At 67.6% G+C, this 21,574-nt stretch carries 26 protein-coding genes; 4 read left to right on the top strand and 22 right to left on the bottom strand.

Features of this window, described 5'->3' with window-relative positions; all coding sequences use genetic code 11:
- Nucleotides 1–150 precede the first annotated feature (150 nt).
- Nucleotides 151–1,626: a DHH family phosphoesterase gene (locus WOA58_RS15055; protein ID WP_340605090.1), complete on the top strand. Its 1,476-nt coding sequence runs from the start codon at nt 151–153 to the stop codon at nt 1,624–1,626.
- Here the strand turns inward: WOA58_RS15055 and WOA58_RS15050 are convergent.
- From WOA58_RS15050 to WOA58_RS15015, 8 genes are all read right to left on the bottom strand, one after another.
- Nucleotides 1,623–1,922, bottom strand: a complete 300-nt coding sequence (locus WOA58_RS15050; RefSeq protein ID WP_340605089.1) for a PRC-barrel domain-containing protein — start codon at nt 1,920–1,922, stop codon at nt 1,623–1,625. The two genes, WOA58_RS15055 and WOA58_RS15050, sit on opposite strands and share 4 nt — an antisense overlap.
- Before the next feature lie 284 nt (nt 1,923–2,206).
- Nucleotides 2,207–3,115: a DUF7544 domain-containing protein gene (locus WOA58_RS15045; protein WP_340605088.1), complete on the bottom strand. Its 909-nt coding sequence runs from the start codon at nt 3,113–3,115 to the stop codon at nt 2,207–2,209.
- Between the two features lie 37 nt (nt 3,116–3,152).
- Nucleotides 3,153–4,166 carry a metal ABC transporter permease gene (locus WOA58_RS15040; protein ID WP_340605087.1) on the bottom strand — a complete coding sequence of 338 codons (1,014 nt, stop codon included), beginning with the start codon at nt 4,164–4,166 and terminating at the stop codon, nt 3,153–3,155.
- Nucleotides 4,166–4,906: a metal ABC transporter ATP-binding protein gene (locus WOA58_RS15035; protein WP_340605086.1), complete on the bottom strand. Its 741-nt coding sequence runs from the start codon at nt 4,904–4,906 to the stop codon at nt 4,166–4,168. Before WOA58_RS15035 ends, WOA58_RS15040 begins: the two co-directional genes overlap by 1 nt.
- Nucleotides 4,907–5,015: 109 nt before the next feature.
- The gene (locus WOA58_RS15030; RefSeq protein WP_340605085.1) at nt 5,016–6,401 is read right to left on the bottom strand and encodes a metal ABC transporter substrate-binding protein; all 1,386 of its coding nucleotides are present in this window, start codon (nt 6,399–6,401) and stop codon (nt 5,016–5,018) included.
- 111 nt (nt 6,402–6,512) lie between these two features.
- Complete coding sequence (locus WOA58_RS15025; RefSeq protein ID WP_340605084.1) at nt 6,513–7,199, bottom strand: hypothetical protein; 687 nt, start codon at nt 7,197–7,199, stop codon at nt 6,513–6,515.
- Nucleotides 7,200–7,292: 93 nt separating this feature from the next.
- On the bottom strand, nt 7,293–7,772 hold the full coding sequence (locus WOA58_RS15020) for a YbaK/EbsC family protein (RefSeq protein ID WP_340605083.1): 480 nt from the start codon (nt 7,770–7,772) through the stop codon (nt 7,293–7,295).
- Between the two features lie 35 nt (nt 7,773–7,807).
- Entirely contained in the window at nt 7,808–8,773 is a 966-nt protein-coding gene (locus WOA58_RS15015) for a carbohydrate kinase family protein (RefSeq protein WP_340605082.1), read from the bottom strand.
- Nucleotides 8,774–8,967: 194 nt separating this feature from the next.
- Between WOA58_RS15015 and dpsA the strand changes: the two genes are divergently transcribed.
- Nucleotides 8,968–9,516 (top strand): DNA starvation/stationary phase protection protein DpsA, encoded by a 549-nt coding sequence (dpsA, locus tag WOA58_RS15010; RefSeq protein WP_340605081.1) that lies wholly within the window; start codon nt 8,968–8,970, stop codon nt 9,514–9,516.
- A gap of 87 nt (nt 9,517–9,603) precedes the next feature.
- Here dpsA and WOA58_RS15005 read toward each other — a convergent pair whose 3' ends face one another.
- From WOA58_RS15005 to WOA58_RS14995, 3 genes are all read right to left on the bottom strand, one after another.
- A complete protein-coding gene (locus tag WOA58_RS15005) occupies nt 9,604–9,768 on the bottom strand; it encodes a hypothetical protein (RefSeq protein ID WP_340605080.1) in 165 nt (54 codons plus the stop codon).
- A 44-nt stretch (nt 9,769–9,812) separates the two neighbouring features.
- Entirely contained in the window at nt 9,813–10,643 is an 831-nt protein-coding gene (locus WOA58_RS15000; protein WP_340605079.1) for a hypothetical protein, read from the bottom strand.
- A 69-nt stretch (nt 10,644–10,712) separates the two neighbouring features.
- Complete coding sequence (locus tag WOA58_RS14995; protein ID WP_340605078.1) at nt 10,713–11,348, bottom strand: DUF502 domain-containing protein; 636 nt, start codon at nt 11,346–11,348, stop codon at nt 10,713–10,715.
- A 105-nt stretch (nt 11,349–11,453) separates the two neighbouring features.
- On the opposite strand from WOA58_RS14995, the gene WOA58_RS14990 reads away from it, so the two are divergent.
- Both WOA58_RS14990 and WOA58_RS14985 read left to right on the top strand, forming a co-directional pair.
- On the top strand, nt 11,454–12,569 hold the full coding sequence (locus tag WOA58_RS14990; RefSeq protein WP_340605077.1) for an NADH:flavin oxidoreductase/NADH oxidase: 1,116 nt from the start codon (nt 11,454–11,456) through the stop codon (nt 12,567–12,569).
- A gap of 38 nt (nt 12,570–12,607) precedes the next feature.
- Complete coding sequence (locus WOA58_RS14985; protein ID WP_340605076.1) at nt 12,608–13,282, top strand: DUF7547 family protein; 675 nt, start codon at nt 12,608–12,610, stop codon at nt 13,280–13,282.
- Nucleotides 13,283–13,298: 16 nt separating this feature from the next.
- On the opposite strand, the gene WOA58_RS14980 is transcribed toward WOA58_RS14985, so the two are convergent.
- The 11 genes from WOA58_RS14980 to WOA58_RS14930 form a co-directional block, all read right to left on the bottom strand.
- Nucleotides 13,299–14,417, bottom strand: coding sequence for a M14 family zinc carboxypeptidase (locus WOA58_RS14980; RefSeq protein WP_340605075.1), 1,119 nt, complete (start codon nt 14,415–14,417; stop codon nt 13,299–13,301).
- A 188-nt stretch (nt 14,418–14,605) separates the two neighbouring features.
- Nucleotides 14,606–14,968, bottom strand: a complete 363-nt coding sequence (locus WOA58_RS14975) for an OB-fold domain-containing protein (RefSeq protein WP_340605074.1) — start codon at nt 14,966–14,968, stop codon at nt 14,606–14,608.
- A complete protein-coding gene (locus WOA58_RS14970; protein ID WP_340605073.1) occupies nt 14,965–16,119 on the bottom strand; it encodes a thiolase family protein in 1,155 nt (384 codons plus the stop codon). The genes WOA58_RS14975 and WOA58_RS14970 overlap by 4 nt, the downstream gene beginning before the upstream one ends.
- A 50-nt stretch (nt 16,120–16,169) precedes the next feature.
- On the bottom strand, nt 16,170–16,463 hold the full coding sequence (locus tag WOA58_RS14965) for a DUF7521 family protein (RefSeq protein ID WP_340605072.1): 294 nt from the start codon (nt 16,461–16,463) through the stop codon (nt 16,170–16,172).
- A 1-nt stretch (nt 16,464) separates the two neighbouring features.
- On the bottom strand, nt 16,465–16,842 hold the full coding sequence (locus WOA58_RS14960; RefSeq protein WP_340605071.1) for a helix-turn-helix domain-containing protein: 378 nt from the start codon (nt 16,840–16,842) through the stop codon (nt 16,465–16,467).
- A 68-nt stretch (nt 16,843–16,910) separates the two neighbouring features.
- Nucleotides 16,911–17,468 carry a DoxX family membrane protein gene (locus WOA58_RS14955; RefSeq protein ID WP_340605070.1) on the bottom strand — a complete coding sequence of 186 codons (558 nt, stop codon included), beginning with the start codon at nt 17,466–17,468 and terminating at the stop codon, nt 16,911–16,913.
- A gap of 153 nt (nt 17,469–17,621) precedes the next feature.
- Entirely contained in the window at nt 17,622–18,365 is a 744-nt protein-coding gene (locus WOA58_RS14950; RefSeq protein WP_340605069.1) for a beta-ketoacyl-ACP reductase, read from the bottom strand.
- 107 nt (nt 18,366–18,472) lie between these two features.
- Nucleotides 18,473–19,972 carry a class III poly(R)-hydroxyalkanoic acid synthase subunit PhaC gene (gene phaC, locus WOA58_RS14945; RefSeq protein ID WP_340605068.1) on the bottom strand — a complete coding sequence of 500 codons (1,500 nt, stop codon included), beginning with the start codon at nt 19,970–19,972 and terminating at the stop codon, nt 18,473–18,475.
- Complete coding sequence (locus WOA58_RS14940) at nt 19,969–20,532, bottom strand: poly(R)-hydroxyalkanoic acid synthase subunit PhaE (RefSeq protein WP_340605067.1); 564 nt, start codon at nt 20,530–20,532, stop codon at nt 19,969–19,971. The genes phaC and WOA58_RS14940 overlap by 4 nt, the downstream gene beginning before the upstream one ends.
- Before the next feature lie 43 nt (nt 20,533–20,575).
- Complete coding sequence (locus tag WOA58_RS14935; RefSeq protein ID WP_340605066.1) at nt 20,576–21,043, bottom strand: hypothetical protein; 468 nt, start codon at nt 21,041–21,043, stop codon at nt 20,576–20,578.
- Complete coding sequence (locus WOA58_RS14930; RefSeq protein ID WP_340605065.1) at nt 21,036–21,371, bottom strand: AbrB/MazE/SpoVT family DNA-binding domain-containing protein; 336 nt, start codon at nt 21,369–21,371, stop codon at nt 21,036–21,038. The genes WOA58_RS14935 and WOA58_RS14930 overlap by 8 nt, the downstream gene beginning before the upstream one ends.
- Nucleotides 21,372–21,574 lie beyond the last annotated feature (203 nt).

Below are 21,574 nucleotides of genomic sequence, written 5' to 3'. Positions count from 1 at the left end.
GGCACCGCCGATCCCCTGGCGAGACGGCGAAGAATCCGCCGGCACGGCCCGCAGGAACGGGGCACACGGGAGGGGCGGCGGGGGGACGCCGTCTCAGCTGATATCGGGAAAAGCAGGGGATTAAGTACGGTCCGGAGCAAGGGTCGAGGGATGAGTACCGGCGTGACGATCTCCTCGATGTCCCGATATGCGATTCTCGGCTGCGGTAGCGTCGGCCACGCGGTCGCCGACGAGCTGATCGATCAGGGCAAGGACGTGCTGATCGTCGACCGGGACGACGACCGCGTCGAGACCCTGCGGGACCGCGACATGAACGCACAGGTCGGGGACATCCGCGAGCAGGACGTCGCCGGGAGCGTCGCGAACCGGGACGTCGTCCTGATCCTCTCCTCGGACGTCGAGGCGAACAAGGCCGCCGTCTCGAACGTCCGCGAGCTCGAAGAGGACGTCTTCGTCATCGCACGGGCGAGCGACCCGGTCTCGGGCGACGAACTGGCCGAGCTGGGTGCCGACACGGTGATCAACCCCTCGTCGGTGATCGCCGAGTCCGCCCTCCGCCTGCTCGAATCGGGCGAGCTCGAACACCGCGCCCAGCACCTCTCGGAGATCATCACCGCCACCGAGCGCAAGCTCGCGATCGTCACCCACGACAACCCGGACCCCGACGCGATCGCCAGCGCCGTCGCGCTGCGGGCGATCACCGAGCATCTCGACGTGGAGGCCGACATCTTCTACTTCGGCGACATGGGCCACCAGGAGAACCGGGCGTTCGTCAACCTGCTCGACGTCGACATGAAATCGGCCTCGCGGGACGACGAGAACGCCTTCGTGGAGTACGACACGGTCGCGCTGGTCGATCACGCGATGCTGACCGACACCAACGAGGAGTTCGACCAGCCGGTCGACGTCCTCATCGACCACCACGACATCGACATCGACCGGGACATTCCCGACGACCTCCCGTTCATCGACATCCGACCCCAGATGAACTCCACGTCGACGATCCTCACGAAATACGTCCAGGAGTTCGATCTGGGCCTCGAGGAGTCGGTCGCGACCGCGCTGCTCTACGGCATCCGCGCCGAGACGCTGGACTTCAAACGTGATACGACCCCGGCGGACCTGACGGCGGCCGCCTACCTCTATCCCTTCGCGAACCACGACACCTTAGAACAGGTCGAGTCGCCCTCGATGAGCCCCGAGACGCTCGACGTGCTCGCGGAGGCGATCACGAACCGCGAGGTCCAGGGCAGCCACCTGGTCTCGAACGCGGGGTTCATCCGGGATCGGGAGGCGCTCGAACAGGCCGCCCAGCACCTCCTCAATCTGGAGGGGATCACCACGACCGCCGTCTTCGGCATCGCGGACAACACGATCTACCTGGCCGCGCGCTCGAAGGACATCCGCCTGAACATCGGGCGCGTGCTGCTCGACGCCTTCGAGGAGATCGGCGAGACGATGGGTCACTCGACGCAGGCCCGCGTCGAGATCCCGCTGGGCATCTTCACGGGGATCGAGACCAACGAGGACAACCGCGAGACGCTGTTGCATCTCACCGAGGAAGCCGTCCGCAGAAAACTGTTCGCCGCGATGGGCGTCGAGAGCGAGGGGTCGAACGGTTCTTAGGCGACTACCTCTTCGCCCTCCTCCTCGGGGGTTTCGAGGCGCTCGACCACGTCGTTGACGAGCACCACGTCGCCGACGGCACGGACCCAGCGGTAGGGGATGAGGATCCCGCGGGTTCCGCGGGCCTGTGCGCCGAACAGCTCCTCGTTGGGCTCGCGCAACGCGAGGCCGGTGACGATCTCGGTCCCGAGATCCAGCTTGATGTCCTCGATCTCGCCGACGAACACGCCGTTTGCCGAGTAGACTTCGCGGCCGACGAGCGACGTGATCTCCTGGGGCGTTCGCTCCTGATCCATACCCGCACGTCGAACGGCGGGGTATTAACTGTTGGCGGCTTCGCTCGACCCGTCGCCGAGCGCCCGATCGTATATAAATGGCCAAAACGCTTTTGTACTGTTCTACAGCCACGGTGCGGATCCACACCCGATGAGGTAAAGCCGGCTCCCCACATACCGCCGGGTGCCGGGTGCCTCTGACAACACCGGCAATAGTGGCCGTCCTTGCCCGGGACCGGCCGTTTCAGCGACAGCCGACGATCCGTCAGTTCTCGCCGACGTCGACCGACGAGCGGCGGCGTCGATCAGCCGCGCCGGATCGCCGCGCGCAGCCGCGGGATCGGGTCGTAGCGCTCGGCCGTGTCGCCGAGGACGAACAGGGCGATATACCGGAGGTAGGCGACGGCGGGGACGTGGGCGAGCAGGACCAGCGTGACGAACGCCAGCAGATACGGCACCGCGAGCGTGCCGATCACCGCCTGCCCGACGGTCGCCTCGGAGAGCCCCTGGGCGAGCAGCGTCCCGCCGACCGCTCCCCCGAGGACCACGAAGGGCACGAGCAACAGACCCGCGAGCAGCGCGCCCGCGAACCCGCCGACGACAGCCACCGCCGACCAGAGGAGCGTCGCGACCAGCAGATAGAGCGCGTACTCGCGCCACTCGCGACGAAGCGTTGGCGAGAACGCCCGCCACCCGTCGGGGAGCGAACGGCCGTCGACGAGCATGATCGGGACCACGAACGCGACCGTCAGCCGGTCGAGGACCGCAAGCACGACCACGAGGGAAGCGAGGGGACCGATCGCGGGCGGGAGATCGAACAGTACGAACGCACCGACCGCGAGCCCGAGGACGAGCGCCAGAGCGGTACGGAACGCGAACACCTCCATCCCGGCCCGGAACCGGCGACCGCTGTCCGTGACGAGGCGGACCCGCTCGCCGCGCAGCGCCTCGAGGAAGACGAACTCGAAGACGGTCCCGACACAGAGCGCCGCCAGCCCGACGAACAGTCCCGCCACGAGCAGCAGCGTGGGGTCGGGCAGGGACCCGAGCAGCGTCGCTCCCCGGTTGAAATCGACGAGAAAGGGCGTGACGAGCGTGCCGACGAACAGCGCGAGCACCGAGAGCCGAAGCCACGCCGCCATCGTCGCGTTCGCGAGCAGCCGCCGCGTCGCCGTCACCGACTCGCCGGCCGCCCGCAGCGCATGCCACGCCATACACGCGATAGCCCGAGCGGGTACTTAGGGATACGGATCAGTGCGTCGAGAGCGCGGTCGCAGACCGGTTCGAGAGGGCGACCGCGAGCAGGTAGATGGCGATCGCGACGACGACGATCGACCCACCGGAGGGAAGCCCCTGGTGGATCGAGAACGCGAACCCGCCGACGATCGAGAGCTGGCCGAAGACGATCGAGAGGTAGAGCGTCTCCCGGAAGCTGCCGGCGATCTGGGAGGCCGCGGCGACGGGCACGACCAGCATCGCGGCGACGAGGATCACGCCCAGAACCTGCATCGCGCCGACGACGACGACGGCCGTCATCACGATCAGCAGGGTGTTGTAGGCGTCGACGTTCAGCCGGGCGACGCGGGCGGCCTGCTCGTCGAACGTGATGAACAGCAGCTGCTTGTAGGTGATCGCGACCAGCCCGACGACCAGGACGCTGAGGACGGCCATCAGCCGCGCGCCCTCGACGGTGACGACCGCGAGGCTCCCGAACAGGTAACCCTCGATGTCGATGCCGGTCTGACCCCGGCCGTAGCTGATGATCAGCGTGCCGACCGCGAAACTGCCGGTGAGCATGATCGCGATGGGGACGTCGCCGTAGGCGTTCGTGTGCTCGGTCAGCCACTGGACACAGAGCGCCCCGAGGATCCCGACGATCAGCGCGATCAGCAGCAGCGAGCCGTCCCAGCCGGTCACGGCGCTGAACAGGAAGCCGAAGGCCACGCCCGCGAAGGCGGTGTGGGCGAGCGTCTCGCCGATCAGCGCCATCTCCCGGTGGACGAGATACGTGCCGACCAAGGGAGCGACGATCCCGATCAACACGCCCGTGGCCATCGACTGCCACATGAACGGATGCTGGAAGACGTTCGTCCCCAGATAGAAGTCGAGCAACCGGCCCGCGATGCGGAACTGCTCGTAGGCGGCGGCGAAGTAGGGGACGTCGCGGAGCCAGTAGAGCAGGACGAAGGCGATCATCACCGCCGCGAGGGCACCGGTGAGGGCGATCCCGGCGAGCTCGAGCCGGCGTCTGGTCGATCGCCCCATCAGTGGTGGTGGTGGACGACCCGGCCCGTCGAGCCGTACGCCTCCTCGAGGGCGTCGCTCTCGACGAACGACTCGGTGTCGCCGTGATGGAACAGTTCGGTGTTGATGCAGGCGATCCGCTCGGCGCGATCCGTGACGACGCCGATGTCGTGTTCGATCAGCACGATGGTGATCCCCCTGTCGTTGAGCGAGTCGAGCAACCGGTAGAAGGCGTCGCGCGATTCGGCGTCGACGCCCACGGTGGGCTCGTCGAGCGCGAGCAGGTCGGCCTCGCTCGCGACCGCGCGGGCGATGTACGCGCGCTGACGCTGCCCGCCCGAGAGCTGGTTGATCCGCCGGTCGGCCAGATCGGTGATCCCGACCGTCTCCAGGGCCTGCTCGACGATCTCGCCGTCCTCGTCGCTCAGGCGCGACCGTCCCGCGTGGGCGAAGCGCCCCATCGTCACCGCCTCGCGGACCGTGACCGGCATCGTCCCCCCGCGGTTGGTCGACTGCTGGGAGACGTAGCCGATGCGCTCGCCCTGGTCGAACTCCTCGACGGGCTGCCCGAACAGCTCGATCGACCCGCTGTCGGGGCTGTGCAGCCCGAGCATCAGGTGTAGTAGGGTGGTCTTGCCCGAGCCGTTGGGCCCGACGAGCCCGAGGAACTCCCCGCTCCCGATGGTCAGCGAGACGTCCCGGACGGCGACGCTGTCGCCGTAGGAGAACGTCACGCCATCGAGGTCGACGACCGCGCTCATCGTGGTTCGTCCCCCGGTTCGCCCGCAGCGGGGTTCAGTGCTTCGACTGATGCCCGGCGACCGTTCCTGGCGATTCTGCGGCCCGTCGGAGCTGGGAAGAACGGTCCCATCACTCCGCCCCGAGGGCCTTCGCGAACGCGGGAACGTTGATCTCCTCCATCTGCTCGATCCAGCCCCAGCCCTCGTCGTTCCACTCGCTCGTGGTGCCCTCGGCGGGGCTGACCGACTCGATCTCGCTCGCCTCGCTGTTCTCGACGATCGTCTCGGCGAGGTTCGGCGACTCGAAGTGGTCGTAGAGGATCACCTCGATCCCGTTCTCGTTCACGAACTCGATGGTGTCGCCGATGTCGCCCGAGCTCGGCGTCTCGTCTGGCGAGGCCCCGACCGGCGTGTGCAGATCGAAGCCGTAGCGCTCCTCGATGTACTGGAAGGAGTCGTGGCCCGCGAGCACCGCGACGTCGCGTTCCGCCTCCTCGGCGATCCGCTCGAACTCCCCGTCGATCGCGTCGAGCTCCTCCCCGTAGGCCGCGGCGTTCTCCTCGTAGGTCCCGGCGTTGTCGGGGTCGATCTCGGCGAGCGCCTCGGCGATGGTGTCGACCATCTCGCCCACGAGGACGGGGTCGACCCAGACGTGCGGGTCGTAGAACTCGGGGGCCTCCTCGGGGGCGGCCTCGACGACCTCGGCGTCGAGCCCGTCGGTGCTCGTATCGAAGACCACCTCGCCGTCGCTCAGGAGCTCGAAGACGACCTGCGTGCGGCCCTCCTCGAGCCCGGCCATCGCCACTTCGTCGCCGCTCGACTCGATCCCGATGATCTCCTGGGCGCCCTCGGCGATCGTCGCGTCGAGCTGGAACTGCTCGTCCTCGCCCAGCGGGAGCACCCGCCCCTCCTCGTCCTCGAAGACCGCGCCCACGGGAATCGTCTCGTCGAGGGGCACGTCGGGGACGCCGCCGTGCCAGTGATCGCCGTGGAGATAGGCCGTGACCTCGCCCGTCCGCCGGTCGATGACGTCGAGCTCGGCGACCTCGACGGTCGCAGGATCGAACTCGTGGTCGACGGGCTCGACCTCGTCCTCCCCGTGATCGTGATCCCCCTGGTCTCCACCGTCCCACGGGAGGAGCTCACCTTCCAGCCCCGCCATCCCGTCGATGACGGCGACGTCGTCGTAGTCGGCCTCGAGCTGGGCGGCGACGTCCTGGGCCCACGCGAACTCCGGCGTGTCGAGGTAGACGAAGGCATCCGTCCCGGCGATCTCCCGGGCGAGGTCGCCGCCCGGCTCCCAGCCGTGGCCCATCTCGCCGACGTCGACCGGGTTTTCGAAGTCGAACTCCTCGCCGCCGACGTGCTGGGTCCAGTCCCAGATCGCGAAGAACGCGGCGTAGCCGGATCCCTCTCCCCCGCCGTCCCCCTCGACGTCGCTGAGACAGCCCGCGAGCGCCGAGGCGCCGAGCGCCCCCGCGCCGCCACGCAGCAGCGACCGCCGTGTCAGATCCATATCGGGGAGATGGGCTCCCCGATGAAAAGAGTTATTATTCCAAAACAGATTCTTAATAAGTCCGTGGCCGGGAACGAAGCCCGTGATCCGACGGTCCGGAGACTCGATCAGTCAGTGATCGTCGTCGTGGTCGTGGTCGTCGTCATGCCCGTGATCGTCATCGTCGTGACCGTGGTCATGATCGTCATCGTGATCGTGCTCGTCGTCATGACCGTGGTCATCCTCGTCGTCGTGATCGTGACCGTGGTCGTCCTCGTCGTCGAACTCCTCTGCGACCTCGGCGTCGATCGGGGGTGACTCGTAGTCGGCGTGGTCGTCGTGCCAGAGCAGGAAGACGACCTCGGTCAGGCCCTCCTCCTCGCCCGTGACGTCGACGTGGTCGCCGTGGGGCTCGATCCCGACGATCCCCTCCTGGGCCCCCTCGGCGACCTCGGCGTCGAGCTCGTACTCCTCGTCCTCGCCCAGCGGGATCTCCTCGCCCTCCTCGTCGACGAAGACGGCCCCGTACTCGACCGTCTCGTCGATCGGGACCTGGAGCTCGCCGTGCCAGTGGTCGCCGTGAATGTAGGCGACCTCCTCGCCGTCCCCGTCGACGATCTCGAGCCCCTCGACCTCGACGTGGTCGTGATCGTCATCGTCGTGGTCGTCCTCCTCGTCGTCGTGATCGTCCTCACCCTCGTCCTCGGGTTCGCCCTCTTCGGCCTCCCCCTCCTCGCCGCCGTCGGTACAGCCGGCGACCGCCGCGGCCGCCAGTACTCCCCCACTCAGCTTCAGCAGCTCTCTGCGCGTACGTGCCATACCCACCACAAGCGGTAACGGGGACAAAAGTGTTGTTATCTACTGTCCCTCAGTTAATAGATTGACCGTACCTGATCCGTCAGTATTGATAACCTATGATGGATCGCCGGCGACGGGACGCTCCTCGGCATTTGCGAGGCGTTTCAGCCGGGCGGGATCGATCGGGAACAGCGCCTCCGGCGTGCCGGCGGCCGCCCAGACGGTGTCGAACTCCCCGAGGGTGGGATCGAACAGGGCAGGGATTTCGGTATCGTGACAGATCGGCGGGACGCCGCCGATCGACCAGCCAAGCAGCTCCTTGATCCGGCCGGCGTCGGCCATCCCGACCGAGTCGGCGCCCACCGCCTCGGCGACTCGGTCCTCGTCGACACGGTTCGCGCCGCTGGTGACGACCACCACGGGCTCGCCGTCCGCGTCGAAGACGAGGCTGCTCGCGATCTGGGCGACGTCGCAACCGACCGCGTCGGCCGCGGCGGCGGCGGTCTTCGTCCCCTCCGAGAACTCCTCGACCTCGATCTCGAGTCCGTACTCCTCGGCCGCGCGCTTGCGGAACTCGGCCGCGCGTGGATGCATGGCGCCGGCTGCGTACTGCGCCGGCAAAAGCGTGCTCACTCGCCGGTCGGGGTCTCGGCGCGAAAGCGCTCGACACGTTCCCCGTCGGGCAGGGCGGTCATCGCACCCTCCGCGGTGGTCGTCGTCGCCGCGACGGCGTTCCCGAACGCGAGCGCCTCCGCCAGCCCTTCGCCGCCCGCGAGTGCCGCGATCGCCCCCGCAGTGAAGGCGTCGCCCGCCCCCGTCGTGTCGACGGGATCGACCCGGTAGCCCGGGTGGGACGCCTCGTCGTTCCAGGGGGATTCGTCGGTCCCGACCGCGAGCGCGCCCTCGCCGCCCAGCGTCACCAGCGTCGTGTGCGGGCCCCGGTCGCAGGCCGCGCGCGCGAGGTCCGTTCCCTCGCCCTCGATCCCCGCCTCCGCGAGGTCCTCGGGGGTCGCCTTCAGCACGTCCACCTGCGGGAGGATCTCCCCGACCAGCGCCTCGAACTCCTCTCGGTCGTCCCACAGCTCGGGGCGGGCGTTGGGGTCGAACGAGACGGTACAGCCGAACTCGCCCGCGCGTTCCGCGAGTTCGAGGGTCGCAGCCCGGGAGGGATCGCTCGCGAGGGTGACGCCGCCCAGGTGGACCCACGAGACGCGTTCCAAGAGGGCGTCGTCGATCGTTCCGGGCTCCATGCGCGTGTCGGCCGTGCGGTCCCGGTAGAAGCTGAACTCGCGGTCGGCCTCCTCGTCGTGGGAGACGAACGCCAGCGTCGTCTTCGCGTCGGGGTCGCGCTCGACGAGGCGCTGGGGGAGGTCGTGTGATTCGAGGGTCTCGATGAGGTCCTCGCCGAAGGGGTCGCCCCCGACCCGTGTCCAGAACCAGGGCACCTCGCCGAGCGCGGCGAGCCCGACGGCGACGTTCGCGGGGGCGCCGCCCGGGCGACGGGTGAACGTCTCGACCTCCCGGAGCGAGCCGGGCCGGTCGGGAAGGAAATCGATCAGCGTCTCGCCCGCCACGAGGATATTCGGGTCCGCCATACCCCACCTCCAGACGACACGACCAAAGACGTAGCGGTCGGGGCCGACCCGTCGAGCCGCGCGGGACGATCGGGGCCTCGATTCCCGATCGAGCGATAATGAGTAGCTAACCGGAAACAGTATTTTAGGAAACCCGAAAACAAGTTTTTCACAAAGCAATCTTTAAGTGGAAGGGCGTCGTAGACGGAAGTGAGATGAGCACCCAGAAATCCGTCCGACAGCAGGCCGATACCGTCGAGGAGAACCCGATCCGGCTCGACAAGGAGAAGGCAGAGCAGGTGATCGACGCGCTGAACACCGATCTTGCCAACCTCTACGTGATCTACCACCAGCTCAAGAAGCACCACTGGAACGTCGAGGGCGCGGAGTTCCGCGACCTGCACCTGTTCCTGGAGGAGGCCTACGAGCACGCCGAGGAGCGCGCGGACATCATCGCCGAGCGCGCCCAGGCCATCGGCGGCGTTCCGGTCTCGGGTCCCTCGAACCTCGAGGAGCGCGCGACCGTCGAGTTCGAGGGCGAGGACGTCTACGACGTGCGCACCTCGCTGTCGAACGATCTGGAGATCTACGCCGAGACGATCGAGCGGATGCGCGAGCACGTCCAGCTGGCGGGCGACCTGGGCGATTACGGTAGCGAGGAGGTCCTGCGCGAGACGCTCGTGATCATCGAGGACGACGCCCATCACTTCCACCACTACCTCGAGGACGACACCCTCGTCACCGAGGAAGCGGTCCACGAGTAATCCGGCTGCTTCGGTATTCGTTTCTTTTTCGCGAGCGAGAAACGCCGTTAGTCGGGACTCCGTGAGCTCCGTCCGAGAGCGATCGCGTTACCGGGAGAGCGAGACGGTGTGGTCGGTCGCGATCCAGCCGTCGCTGTTGCCGTCCTCGGTGAAGACGGTTCTGTCGGGCGATGTCCGGAGAGCGGAGACGGTGGCGGCGGGCTCCTCCTGCTCGTCGGTCGGCTCGACGTCGTGTCCGTCCGTGACTGCCATGTATCGACTTAGGTGGGCCTAAACGCATATAGGTTTTGGTCGACCTAAGGACGGCCGATCCCGCAGCCCGAGATCGGGGTGCAGTCGACGCCCCGTTCCTCGAGGGCGTCGATCAGGACGTTCAGCCCGATCGCGTCGCTCGCGATGTGACCCGTCACGACGAGGTTCTTGTCCTCGAACTCCCCGCGCAGCTCGCGGGCGTCGCCTGCGCCGACGTGGATGTAGAGGACGGTGTCGATCTCGTTCTCGAAGTACGCGCGGGCGACGTCGGCCCCGCCGTTGGTGCCGGCGGCGTGGTGGACCGCGACCTCGCCGAGGTCGTTGCCCTCCTCGCCCACTCGGACCTCGACGTCGGTCGCCGCCTCCCCGAGCTCGGGGATCCCCGCGAGCGCGTCGACGAACTCGCCGACCGAACTCCCATCGTCCATGTCCTCCGCGATCTCGACGAACCGCCGGCGGCCGATCTCGTCGGGCGCGAGGTGAATGTTCATATAGGGCTGTTCGAGCAGCTCCGCGACGCTGGGGTCGTGGCGGTAGTTCGAGCTGTGCGCGCCGAGCTCGACGTCCTCGCGCAGGTCGGCGATCGCCGCCTCGGCCTCGCTCTCGGGGACGCCGTGGACGGTCATGAACTCGATCTGGCGATCGAGCACGTCGGTGAACTCGAGGCGCGCGCCCTCGCCGACGGGGTGGTGGGCCAGCGCCAGGTCGTAGCCCTCGCGCTCGGCGAGCTGGACCTCGGGGCTCTCGAGGTCGATCCCGACGAGCGCGCTTTCGATCCTCTCGCCGGGGACGTAGATCTGGCTGTCGGCGGGAACCGCGCCCCAGTCGACGAGGTCGAGGCTGAGCTGCATGATCTCCTGCGTGGAAAGTCCCATATCCCCGGGCGTCGTCCCACGCTCCTGTACCCCCGGAAACCGGCAAGGGAAAGGCGGGGTCCCGCAGGGTTACTCCTCGGGGTCTTCGGCCACCCCGAGGGTCGCGATGGCGTGGACGGCGTCCTCGACGGTCAGGTCGACGTCGCGGACGCGCTCGGCGGGGACGTGCATCACGAACCCGTTGGACGTCGGGTTCGGCCCCAGCGGGATCATGACCGTCAGCATCTCCTCGACGTCGGCACCCTCGCGGATCTCCGGCGGCGTCTCGGCCGTCAGGAAGCCCAGCATGTAGGAGTCCTGGTGGGGGAACTCGACGAGCTTCACGTCCTGGAACTGGTCGTTCTCGTCCTCGAAGAGGACCTCGCTCGCCTGATGAACGCTGGTGTAGAGCGAGCCGATCAGCGGCAGGTCCTCCATGCGCTCGTGGAAGCCCGCGGCGAACGACGAGCCGGTGGTGCGCTCGGCGACGAACCCGACGAGGACGAACAGCCCGAGCAGCGAGGCGAGCGTCGCCAGCTGGATCACCACCGCGGGCAGGGAGTTGCCCGGCCAGAGCAGCTCGACGGCCCCGACGACCGGCGAGAGCATCCCCAGGATGAACTGGAGGACGAACAGCAGGATCGCAAGCGTCAGGACCAGCGGGATCGTGATCGCGATCCCCTTGACGAACCACTTCCACAGCGCCGACCGCGAACCATCTGCCATGGCCGCGGTAGATCGCCGCCTCTCGAAGCCCTTTCGGTAGTTCCAACCCCGGCAAGGCCCTCGGGGGTCGCCACGGCTTTTCCCCTCCTCCCCGTAGCGAGCGCGATGACCGAAACCGAGGACGAGGACCCGGACCTCCTCAGCCCGCTCGCGATCCGCGGGACGGAGCTTCCCAACCGCGTGATGGTCTCGCCGATGTGTCAGTACTCCTGCGAGGAGAGGGACGGGATCGCCACCGAGTGGCACCGGACCCACCTGAACTCGCGGGCGGTGGGCGGCGCCGGCGTCGTCATGACCGAGGCGATGGCCGTCTCGCCCGAGGGCCGGATCACCCCCGAGGACCTGGGGATCTGGAGCGACGAGCACGCCGAGGCGCTCGCCCCGATCACCGGGTTCGTCCGCGAGCAGGGAAGCGTCCCGGCGATCCAGCTCGCCCACGCCGGCCGGAAGGCGAGCAAGTCCCGTCCGTGGGAGGGCAGCGAGCCCGTCCACCCCGAGGACGGCGGTTGGGAGGTGGTCGCCCCGAGCGAGACGTCCTGGCCCTACGACGGCAAGGCACCCGAGCAGCGCGCGATGAGCCAGAGCGATATCGAGGGGTTCGTCGAGGACTTCCGGCGGGCCGCCGAACGGGCCCTGGAGATCGGCTTCGAGGTCGCGGAGGTCCACGCCGCCCACGGCTACCTGCTCCACGAGTTCCTCTCGCCGGCGACCAACGACCGCGACGACGAATACGGAGGTGACTTCGAGAACCGCACCCGGCTGACCCGGGAGGTCACCCAGACGGTTCGGGAGGTCTGGCCCGACGAGAAGCCCGTCTTCGTCCGGATCTCGGGCACCGACTGGCTGCCCGACCAGGACTCCTGGACGATCGAGGAGTCGATAGAACTGGCCGACGAGCTCCACGAGCTCGGCGCGGACCTGATCGACGTCTCCAGCGGCGGGCTCGACCCCACCCAGCAGCTGCCCGAGGAGGGGTCGGTCGGCCAGCTCCCGCTCGCCGAGCGGATCCGCGAGGAGACCGACTCCGACATCGCCGTGGGCGCGGTCGGCGGGATCACCGAGGCCGAGCAGGCCGACTCGCTGATCCGCGAGGGGCGGGCCGACCTCGCGATCATCGGCCGGAAACACCTCCGGGACCCCTACTTCACGCTGCACGCCGCCCGGGAGCTCGACGCCGCGGATCGCGTCGAGACGCCGCCGCAGTACCAGCGCGGGTTCTAACTCGAGCCTTTTTCCGGTCGCCCGTCCAAGGGGGGCGTATGACACGCGACGACGACCTCGAGGAACGGGTCGACGAGCTCCAGCGCTCGCTCGAGGAGCTGCGCCGGGAGATCGAGCCCCGACCGCCCCGCGGCCCCGGCGGGCTTCCCCGGCCGCCGACGCCGGGCGAGCTCGTCCGCTTCGCCGACCAGCAGGCGATCCCGACCGCCATCGCGGTGCTCGAGGCCAACGTCCGGGCGCTCGAACTGCTGCAGGGAGCGCTTCGCCTCGCCGATTCCGGGCGCGCCGCCGGCGAGGAGGCCGACCGGACCCGCAGGCGCGCCGAGGACGTGAGCCGCCGGAGCCTCGACCGGCTCGACGCCGTCCTCGAGGACCTCCAGGAGGCCACCCGCGGGGACACCCTTCCCGAGGGCGGCGACGCCCGCGACATCCTCCAGGAGGCCCGCGACCTGCGCGAGGAGATCGCCGAGCGGATCGGCGAGGCCGACCGCGAGCGCCAGCGTTCGCGGTCCCGATCGAGCGGGTCGCGCGGCTCGGGGGCCGAGTCCGAGGGATCGACCGCCGACGGCGGCGTCGAGATCGACGTCGAGGACGAGCTCGACTCGATCCGCGCGGAGCTCGAGGACGGCGAGGAGGACGACGGGACCACGACGAACGACCCGGACGACGAAAACGACAGCGACGACAACGGCGGATCGGAGAACGATACGTGACGTCGGGCCGACGCGGTTACATCCGGACCTGGTCCTCGAAGTCCCAGTCGGACGGGATCTCGGCGTCCGCGCGCTCGCGGTCGATCCCGTAGAGCGATCCGTCGGCGGTTCGAGCGAGGACGACCAGCATCGCCTCGAAGATCTGCCGGGAGCGGAACTCGCTGTCGCCGAGGGTCCCGCCGGCGTTCTCGAACAGCACGCTCCCGCGGCCGGCGAGCCCGTGGCCGTTGCGCCCGATCCCGCGGTAGGTGCCGCCGGGGTACTGCGAGACGTGGACGAGGTCGTCGTCCATCACGTCCTCCAGGTGCTCGTGGATCGCGATACACATCTGCTGGGAGAGCTCCTGGGCGTCGTCGGGCACCCCCTCGGCGATCGGCCAGAACGTCGAGGCCGAGACGGACTCGTTCTCGGGGTACTCCGTCAGCGGGCTCTGTTTGTTGTGGAAGTCGAGGATCCACTCGTTGTCGATCTCCTTCGAGCGGTCGATCAGGAGCTGGGTCTCGGGGACCGGGTTCTCGGGGTACTCCTCGGGGAAGTTCTCGTAGAGCGGGCTCTCCTCCCAGTCGAAGAAGTGATACCGGTTCGAGTCCCAGCCCTGGCCCTCGACGGCGAAGATGCCCGTCCCGTCGGCGTCGATGTCCGCGTCGGGGTCGTCCTCGGGTGCGTCCGGATCGTGGTTGACCCGCGTGCGCTGGACGTGGCCGTCGGGGTTGAGCCGCGGGAACAGGTGCAGCGCCACGTTATCGAGCACCCGCTCGGCCGCCTCGCTCTCGCCGACCGCGAGGTGGTGCAGGCCCGCCAGCACCCCCTCCGTGAGCAGCACCTCGTCGGCGTGCTGTTCGGCGTGAACGATCACGGACGTGTCGCCGTCGCCGACGATCGCCTCCCAGATCGGCCGGCCCTGTTTCGAGGTCCCCGGACAGGAGATCTCGACCTCTCGGTCCGAGGCGCCCTGGATGTACTCCAGAACGTCGAGGATCTGCTCGTTGGTGATGACGTCCGCCTTCTCGACGAACCCGAGGCCGACGTCGACCTCGGAGGAGCCGCCGACGTTCGCCGATGCCGCGCCGGTACCGGCCATCGCCGCCGCCACTCCGCCCATTGCTTTCAGAAAGTCTCGCCTTTCAATATCCATGCGACGGCGTAGAATCGTATATCGTACGAATAAGATTTTCCTGGGTAGATAATTATATCTAGACGGGATATTGTGTTTTCGGTATGTGACGGGGCCGGGGATAGCCGGGCGGCGGCCACCCGAGAAAGCGAAGCGACGCCGGGCGAACCGGCTCTCCGTTCGGTTCGAACCGACCGGTCGGGGACTCCTTACCGGGTCGGTTCGAACCGATAGCCGTCCCAGTCCTGACTCTCGGGCTCTCGGATCCCCGCGCCGGGTTCGCGCAGCTCCTCGACGTAGGTCGGCCGGACCTCGTCGCCGATTTCGATCTCGTCGGTCGTGAGCTGGCCGAGGACCCTGACCGGTTGGTCCTCCACGTCGAGCTCGACGATCGCCAGGTGGTTCGGTTGGCGCACGCCCGGCGGCGTCGCCTGCGAGGTGGTCCAGGTGATCACCGTCGCGGTCTCCTCGCTCAGGTCGATCTCCTCTTCCGGTTCGCCGCCCTCCGGCCCCACCGGGTGTCCGGGGTACGTGATCGTGCCGTCGTCGTACTTGGTTGCTTTCAGTGTCATTGTGGACCCTCCATGATCGCGGTGAGGACGCAGTTACCAAAGCCACCGACGTTACACGCGAGGCCGACGTCGGCCTCGACCTGTCGGGGACCCGCCTCGCCGCGGATCTGCTGGTATATCTCGTAGATCTGTGCGACGCCGCTCGCACCCAGCGGGTGGCCCTTCGACTTGAGGCCGCCCGAGGTGTTGATCGGTAGCTCGCCGTCCCTGTCGGTAACGCCCTCCTCGACGGCCTTCCAGCCCTCGCCCTTCTCGAAGAAGCCCAAGTCCTCGCTCTGGAGGAACTCGAGGATCGTGAACATGTCGTGGAGCTCGGCCACGTCGATGTCGTCGGGATCCCGACCGCTCATCTCGTAGGCCTCGCGGCTGCTCTCGACGACCCCGCCCATCACGGTCGGGTCGTCGCGCTCGTGGACGACCTGGGTGTCGGTCGCGCCCGCGATGCCCGTGAGCAGCACGTAGTCGTCGGTGTACTCCTCGGCCTTCGACTCGGGACACATGAGCAGCGCCCCCGAGCCGTCGGTGATCGGACAGAAGTCATAGAGCCTGAGGGGATCGGCCACGATCGGCGACTCCAGTACCTCCTCTAGGCTTACCTCCTTCTGGAACTGCGCGTGGGGGTTATCGACGCCGTTCTTGTGGTTCTTCACGGCGACCTTCCCGAGGCTCTCGCGGGGAGCGTCGTACGTGTCGAGGTAGAGCCGGGCGGTGAGCCCCGCGAACGAGGGCAGCGTCACGCCGTGTTTGTACTCGACTGGGTGGGTGATCGAGGCGATCACGTCGGTCGACTCGCCCGTCGAGCGGTGGGTCATCTTCTCGCCGCCCACCAGAAGGGTGAGATCGCTCGCCCCGCTCGCGACCGACTGCCAGGCGGCGTACGCACCCGCGGCCCCGCTCGAGCTCGTCTGGTCGATGCGCTGGGTGTAGGCGGGCATCGCCCCGAGATCGTGGGCCAGCATGTTCATGATGCCCGTCTGTCCCTCGAACTCCCCGCTCGCCATGTTCGAGGTGTAGAGGTGCTCGAGCTCGCTCGGTTCCACGTTCGCGTCGTCGAGACAGTCGAGCGCGGCCTCGGCGAGGAGGTCGCTGAGCCACCCCTCCCGCTTTCCGAACTGGGTCATCGACGCGCCGATGATCGCTACGCGTTCCATAGCCCCCACTCACGCGGCAGGGATTTATGTGCTGTGTTGTCGTGACCCGTTCACTGGGCCTTCAGCGAGTAGGCGATCAGACAGAAGCCCGCGAGGACGAACAGCCCCTCGATGACCACGCCCAGCGCGAGCCAGACGCCGAGCAGCTCGTAGGCGGTCCCGCCGAGCACGGAGCCCAGCACGACGAGCCCGAACCCGCCGGCCAGCAGCCCGAGCGGACGGCTTCCGGTCCGTCGGTAGGCCTTGAACGCGAAGTAGGTCACCAGGCCGCCGACGACCGCGACCAGCGTCTTCACCACGATCAGCGCGATCGTCACCCACTCGGGGGCGGTCTCGTGGACCATCTCAGACCCCCTTGCGGACCTCGGACCAGAGGTCCGCGAGCCGTTCATCAGTGGTTCGCGAGGGGCGGACGATCGCCATATCGAGCTCCCGCTCCTCGGCGAGGGTGAGCAACACCTCCTCGAAGCGGAGCCGATAGCGGGCGGTGTGGCGGCCGTCCGAGCGGATCTCGGTCAGCTCCTCGAGCAGCGTCGCCTCGGTCAGCGCCTCGAGCTTCCGGTAGGTCGTCGAGAGAGGGATGTCACAGCGTTCGGAGATCTCGCTTGCGGTCATCGGTTCCTCCAGATGCCGGACGATCGTTCGACAGTCCTCGTCGTAGAGCGCCTTGAGGACGGTGTCGACCCCGGGGGGCTTCGGGTCGGCGAACGAGTTCCGGACCATTCGGGTTACGTTTATCGATGAGTGATATAATTCGTGTGGCTTCGTTCCGACGCCGAGGACGTCCCCGGTCACCCGAGGACGTACCGCAGGCGCGGGTGGCGTTCGACCAGGGGTTCGCCGTCGACCTCGTAGCGCTCAAGGACCGCGTCGAGCCCGTAGACCCGACCGGCCGCCAGCGCGCCGATCGCGAGGAAGACGATCAGATAGACCAGATCCGAGGTGGCGAAGCCGGTGAGGACCTCGTAGGCGCCCGCCATCTCCCAGTTGCCGAAGTAGAACGCGACCATCTGGAGGCCCCCGAAGAACGCCGCCAGACGGACGAGTCCACCCACGAGCAGACCGAGCCCGATCAGGAGCTGGCCCCACGGGATCGCGACGTCGATCACGGCGACCAGCGCGGGGATCTCGGCCATCGCGCCGTAGACGCCCGCAAGCGGGCTCGTCGGGTCGACGTTCGCCAGATAGCCCGCCGCCGAGAACTCCCCGAGGAGCTTCCCGAGCCCGGCGGTCAGGAACACCAGCCCCATCACCAGCCGGAGCCCGAGCGCGGCACCTGCCGTCCAGCTCACGGGTTCTTCGGCCGTCCGGTTCTCGAAGCGCGTCTCGTGTCGGGTCGTTGTGGCCATCGTTTTGCACCTCTTACAGGTGATCGTTGGCCGGCGAAGGTGATATACCGGCGAGACGATTCCCGCTAAACGAGAAACAACTAGTTCACAATTTATCCAAGGACCGTGCCGGGAGATCAACAGCGGTGAAACTGAAAGAACCGTCTCGACGGGTCAGAGGTCCATCCCGCCGTTGACGTCGATGACCTCGCCGGTGATGTAGGAGGCGGGGGGGCTCGCGACGAACGCGACGGTGGAGGCGATCTCCTCGACGGTGGCGAAGCGACCCAGCGGGATCTCCGACTGGATCTTCTCGCGTACCCGTTCGGGGATCCCCTCGACCATCTCGGTCGCGGTGAAGCCGGGCGCGACGCAGTTGGCCGTCGAGCCGCTGTCGGCGAGCTCGAGCGCGAGCGTCCGGGTGAGACCGAACATTCCGCTCTTGGCGGCGGCGTAGTTCGCCTGCCCGAGGTTGCCCTGCTTGCCGACGATCGAGGAGATGTTGATGAGCCGGCCCTCGTCGGCGTCGGCGATGTCGTCGAAGAACTCCTTGGTGCAGACGAACGCGCCCGTGAGGTCGACCTCGATGACGCGGTCCCACTCGGCGCGGGTCATCTCCGAGAACAGCGTGTCGACGTTGATGCCGGCGTTGTTCACGAGGACGTCGACGGAGCCGAACCGGTCCTCGACCTCCTCGTGCATCGCAGCGACCTCGGCCTCGTCGGTGACGTCGGCCTGGGTCGCTATGGCCGATCCGCCCGCGGTCTGGATCCCGTCGACGACCTCCTCGGCCGCGCCCGCCGAGGCCCGGTAGTTGATCGCGACGTCAGCCCCCTCGCTCGCCAGCTCCTCGGCGATTCCGCGCCCGATACCCCTCGATGATCCCGTGATCAGACAGGTACGATCCTCGAGTGTCATGGTGAATCCGGAGACGGACGGCCCGCTCCGATGTGTGATATGTTACCGTCACCTCCTAAGTGTTGTCCCGCAGGGGCTGTGGGCGCGACGTCCGGGTCGAAGCCGGTTCAGTTCCCGGTGCGGTCGGCCGCCTCGTCGACCCAGCCCTCGACCAGCTGGTCGGAGGAGACGTCGATGCGGTCCGCGATCTCGGCGGGCTCGGCCTCGGCCAGCGCCCCGACGTCCGGGACCCCCGCGTCACGGAGGCGCTCGGCGAAGGTGGGGCCGATGCCGGAGATCGTCTCGAGGTCGCCGTCCGCGCCGCTGGAGACGTCGATCTCCGTGTCGTCGGTCCCCGCGTCGACGTCGCCCTCGTCGGCGGTCGTGCCGTCGGGCGTCGCCGCTTCTGCGCCGTCGGGCTCGTCGACCGCGTGCTCCTCGTCGGTGCCGGCCTCGTCGCCCGCGACGTCCTCCGCGAGGGCGGCGTCGGGCTCGTCGGGCTCCGTGATCGGCTCGGCGTCGGGCTCGTCGGACTCGTCCGTTCCCGAGCGCTCGGCGTACCACTCACAGACGCTCGGCCAGAGCTCGGCGTGGGACTTCGAGGAGACCGACAGGCCGATGTGGCCCGTCGGGAACTCCATGACCTCGGTGTCCTCGCTGGCGGCGAGCTCGTTGAACGGTTTGCTCGCCTCCGGCGGGATCAGGTGGTCGTACTCGCCGACGATCTGGAGCAGCGGCATGTCGACCTCCGAGAGGTCGACGTGCTTCTCGCCCAGATAGAACTCGTTCTCGGCGAGCTTGTTCTCCTGGTAGATGTCGGTCAGGAACTGCTCGTAGGCCGCGCCCGCGACGTCGATCCCGTCGCCGATCCACTGCTCCATGCGCGCGAAGTTCTCGACGAACTCCTCGTCCTCGATGTTGTCGTAGAGCTGGACGTACTTCGTGAGGAAGTTCTGGACGGGGTCCATGGTCGCGAAGCCGATGTCGAGGAAGTCCGCGGGGACGTTGCCGAAGGCGTCGGTGACCGCCTCGGGCGAGTAGTACTCCTCGTCGCCCCACTGTTCGAGGACGCCGCCGGTTCCCGTGAAGCACAGCCCCGCGGCCATCAACCCTAAATTCCGGACCTTCTCGGGGTGGAGCGCGGCGTACATCACGCTCATCGTCCCGCCCATGCAGTAGCCGAGCACGTTGATCGCGTCCTGGCCCGAGCGCTCGCGGACGACGTCGACGCAGTTGTCGGTGTATCGATCGACGTAGTCCTCGAGGGTGAGCGCCGCGTCCATCGTCGAGGGCTCGTTCCAGTCGATCATGTAGACGTCGAACCCGTTCTCGAGCAGGTTTCGGATGACGCTGCGATCGGGCTGGAGGTCGAGGATGTACGGCTTGTTGATCAGCGCGTAGACGATCAGGATCGGGACGTCGTGGGTCTCCTCGGCCTGGGACTCGTAGTACAGCAGCTCGAGCTTGTTCTCGGTGTAGACGACCTCGCTCGGCGTCTGGCCCACCTCTACTTCGGCCATCCGTTCGAGCTGCTCGGGCGAGTCGGTGCCCTTCTCGATCGTCTCGGCGGCCCGCTCCCAGCCCTGGCGGTAGAGGTCGAACCCCACCGTGAAGGGACTGCTGGTCATTCCTCGTCCCCGCCTTCGAGGTGCTCGATGACGGTATCGAGCTTCTTCTCGACGGCGTGCTGGCGCCGTTCGAGCTCGATCAGGCGCTCGCCGACCTCCTGAACGTCGTTCTTCGTCGCGAAACCGAGGTTGTGGAGCGTCTCGTCGGCCATCTCGTCGATCTCCTGGCGGTACTCGAGGGCCTCCTCGACGGTCTTCCCGGTCGCGGCGGCGAAGGCCGTCGTGTCGGTGACGTCCTTGAACGCCTCGTTGGCGGCGCTCAGCCAGATGTCACGGAACTCCTCCGGTTGAACGTCCTCGCCCGAGGCGAGGTCCATCGATCGTTCGTAGGCGCGCTGGGAGGCGTCCATCCAGGTGGTGTAGGCGTTCGCGTAGCCCTCGGCGCCCTCCTCGAACTGCTGGGGGTCGGTCGACTCCTCGACGGCCTCGACCCAGGACTCGACGAACGAGGCCTGGGCCTCGACGTTCTGCTCGAGGGACTCGGCGAACTGCTGGTTCATCGACTGCATGAATTCGTTCCACTGTTCGGGGTCCGCCATCGGGGGTTCCGTATCTGTCATGATATATGCTGTGTGATCCGCTACCAAAAAGGTAGGTCTCTGCTTACTGCTCGAGCGCGTCCTCGGTGGACTCGACCGCGATCTCGGTCTGCTCCTCGGCCTGCTGGCTGGCCTCGACGGCCATTCCGGTCGAGTCGTCGGCCATCGACTCGAGCTGCGAGACGAACGTGTCGTAGGTCTCGGCGTTCTCCTCGGCGAGCTGCTCGAGGTTGTCCCACGACTGCTCGTGGAGGTCGAGGAACATCGCGAACTGCTCGTCGACGGCCTCGTGGACCTCCCGGACGCCCATGGCGTCGGCGCCGGCGTCCTCGAGGGCCTCGAAGTAGGCGTCGACCGCCCGCTGGGTCGCCTCGACGTTGCGGCGCTGGGTCGACTCCTGGACGTCGAAGGTGTCGCGGTAGGCCTCGAAGGCGTCGTGCTGGAGCTTCAGCCCCTGCTTGAACAGCTCGTTGCTCTGGTTGATCATCGTGCGCTGTGCGTCGAACATCGGGTTCATGAATGTGTCAGTCATCGTTGGAAGTGTCTCCGTTGGTCGCGTTGAGGGGGATGACGATCGTCTGAACGATGTCGCCCTCGTCGATTCCGAGCGCCTCTCGTTCCGCGTCGGGGATCGAGATCCGGCCGCCGCTCTGGACGCGCGTCTTGAACGTCGCCGCGCCCATGCTCATCGCTGAGAGCTGGGACAGCCCGCCCATCGACTGCGGTCCGGTCGCGTTCATCCCCGACAGCCACTGCGAGAACAGCTTCTGCTGCTGTTCGACGGCCTCTTCGCTGGCCTCCTGCATCTGATCCGCGAACATCGCGGGCGGCCACCACGTAGCGTCGGCGTCGTTCGTCATCTACCCGAACCAACGCCCTCCGACGGGATAAGTCTTACCCTCAGATACCGTTGTATGGTTCTCAATGGTTTCAGACGTCCCCAGCGGATCGAGAGCCATCGCCAAATACTTTAGGAAGGCCTAAAAAGACTGCACGAGGTCCGGGTTCCGTCCCTCGACTATCCTCGTTCCCGGCCGTCGAAACCGGAAACTACTTGTGTTTT

Origin of the sequence: Halalkalicoccus tibetensis (genome assembly GCF_037996645.1) — an archaeon.
Lineage (GTDB): Archaea > Halobacteriota > Halobacteria > Halobacteriales > Halalkalicoccaceae > Halalkalicoccus > Halalkalicoccus tibetensis.
The sequence above is the reverse complement of the archived record's forward strand: the minus strand, read 5'-3'. Positions and strand labels throughout refer to the sequence as shown.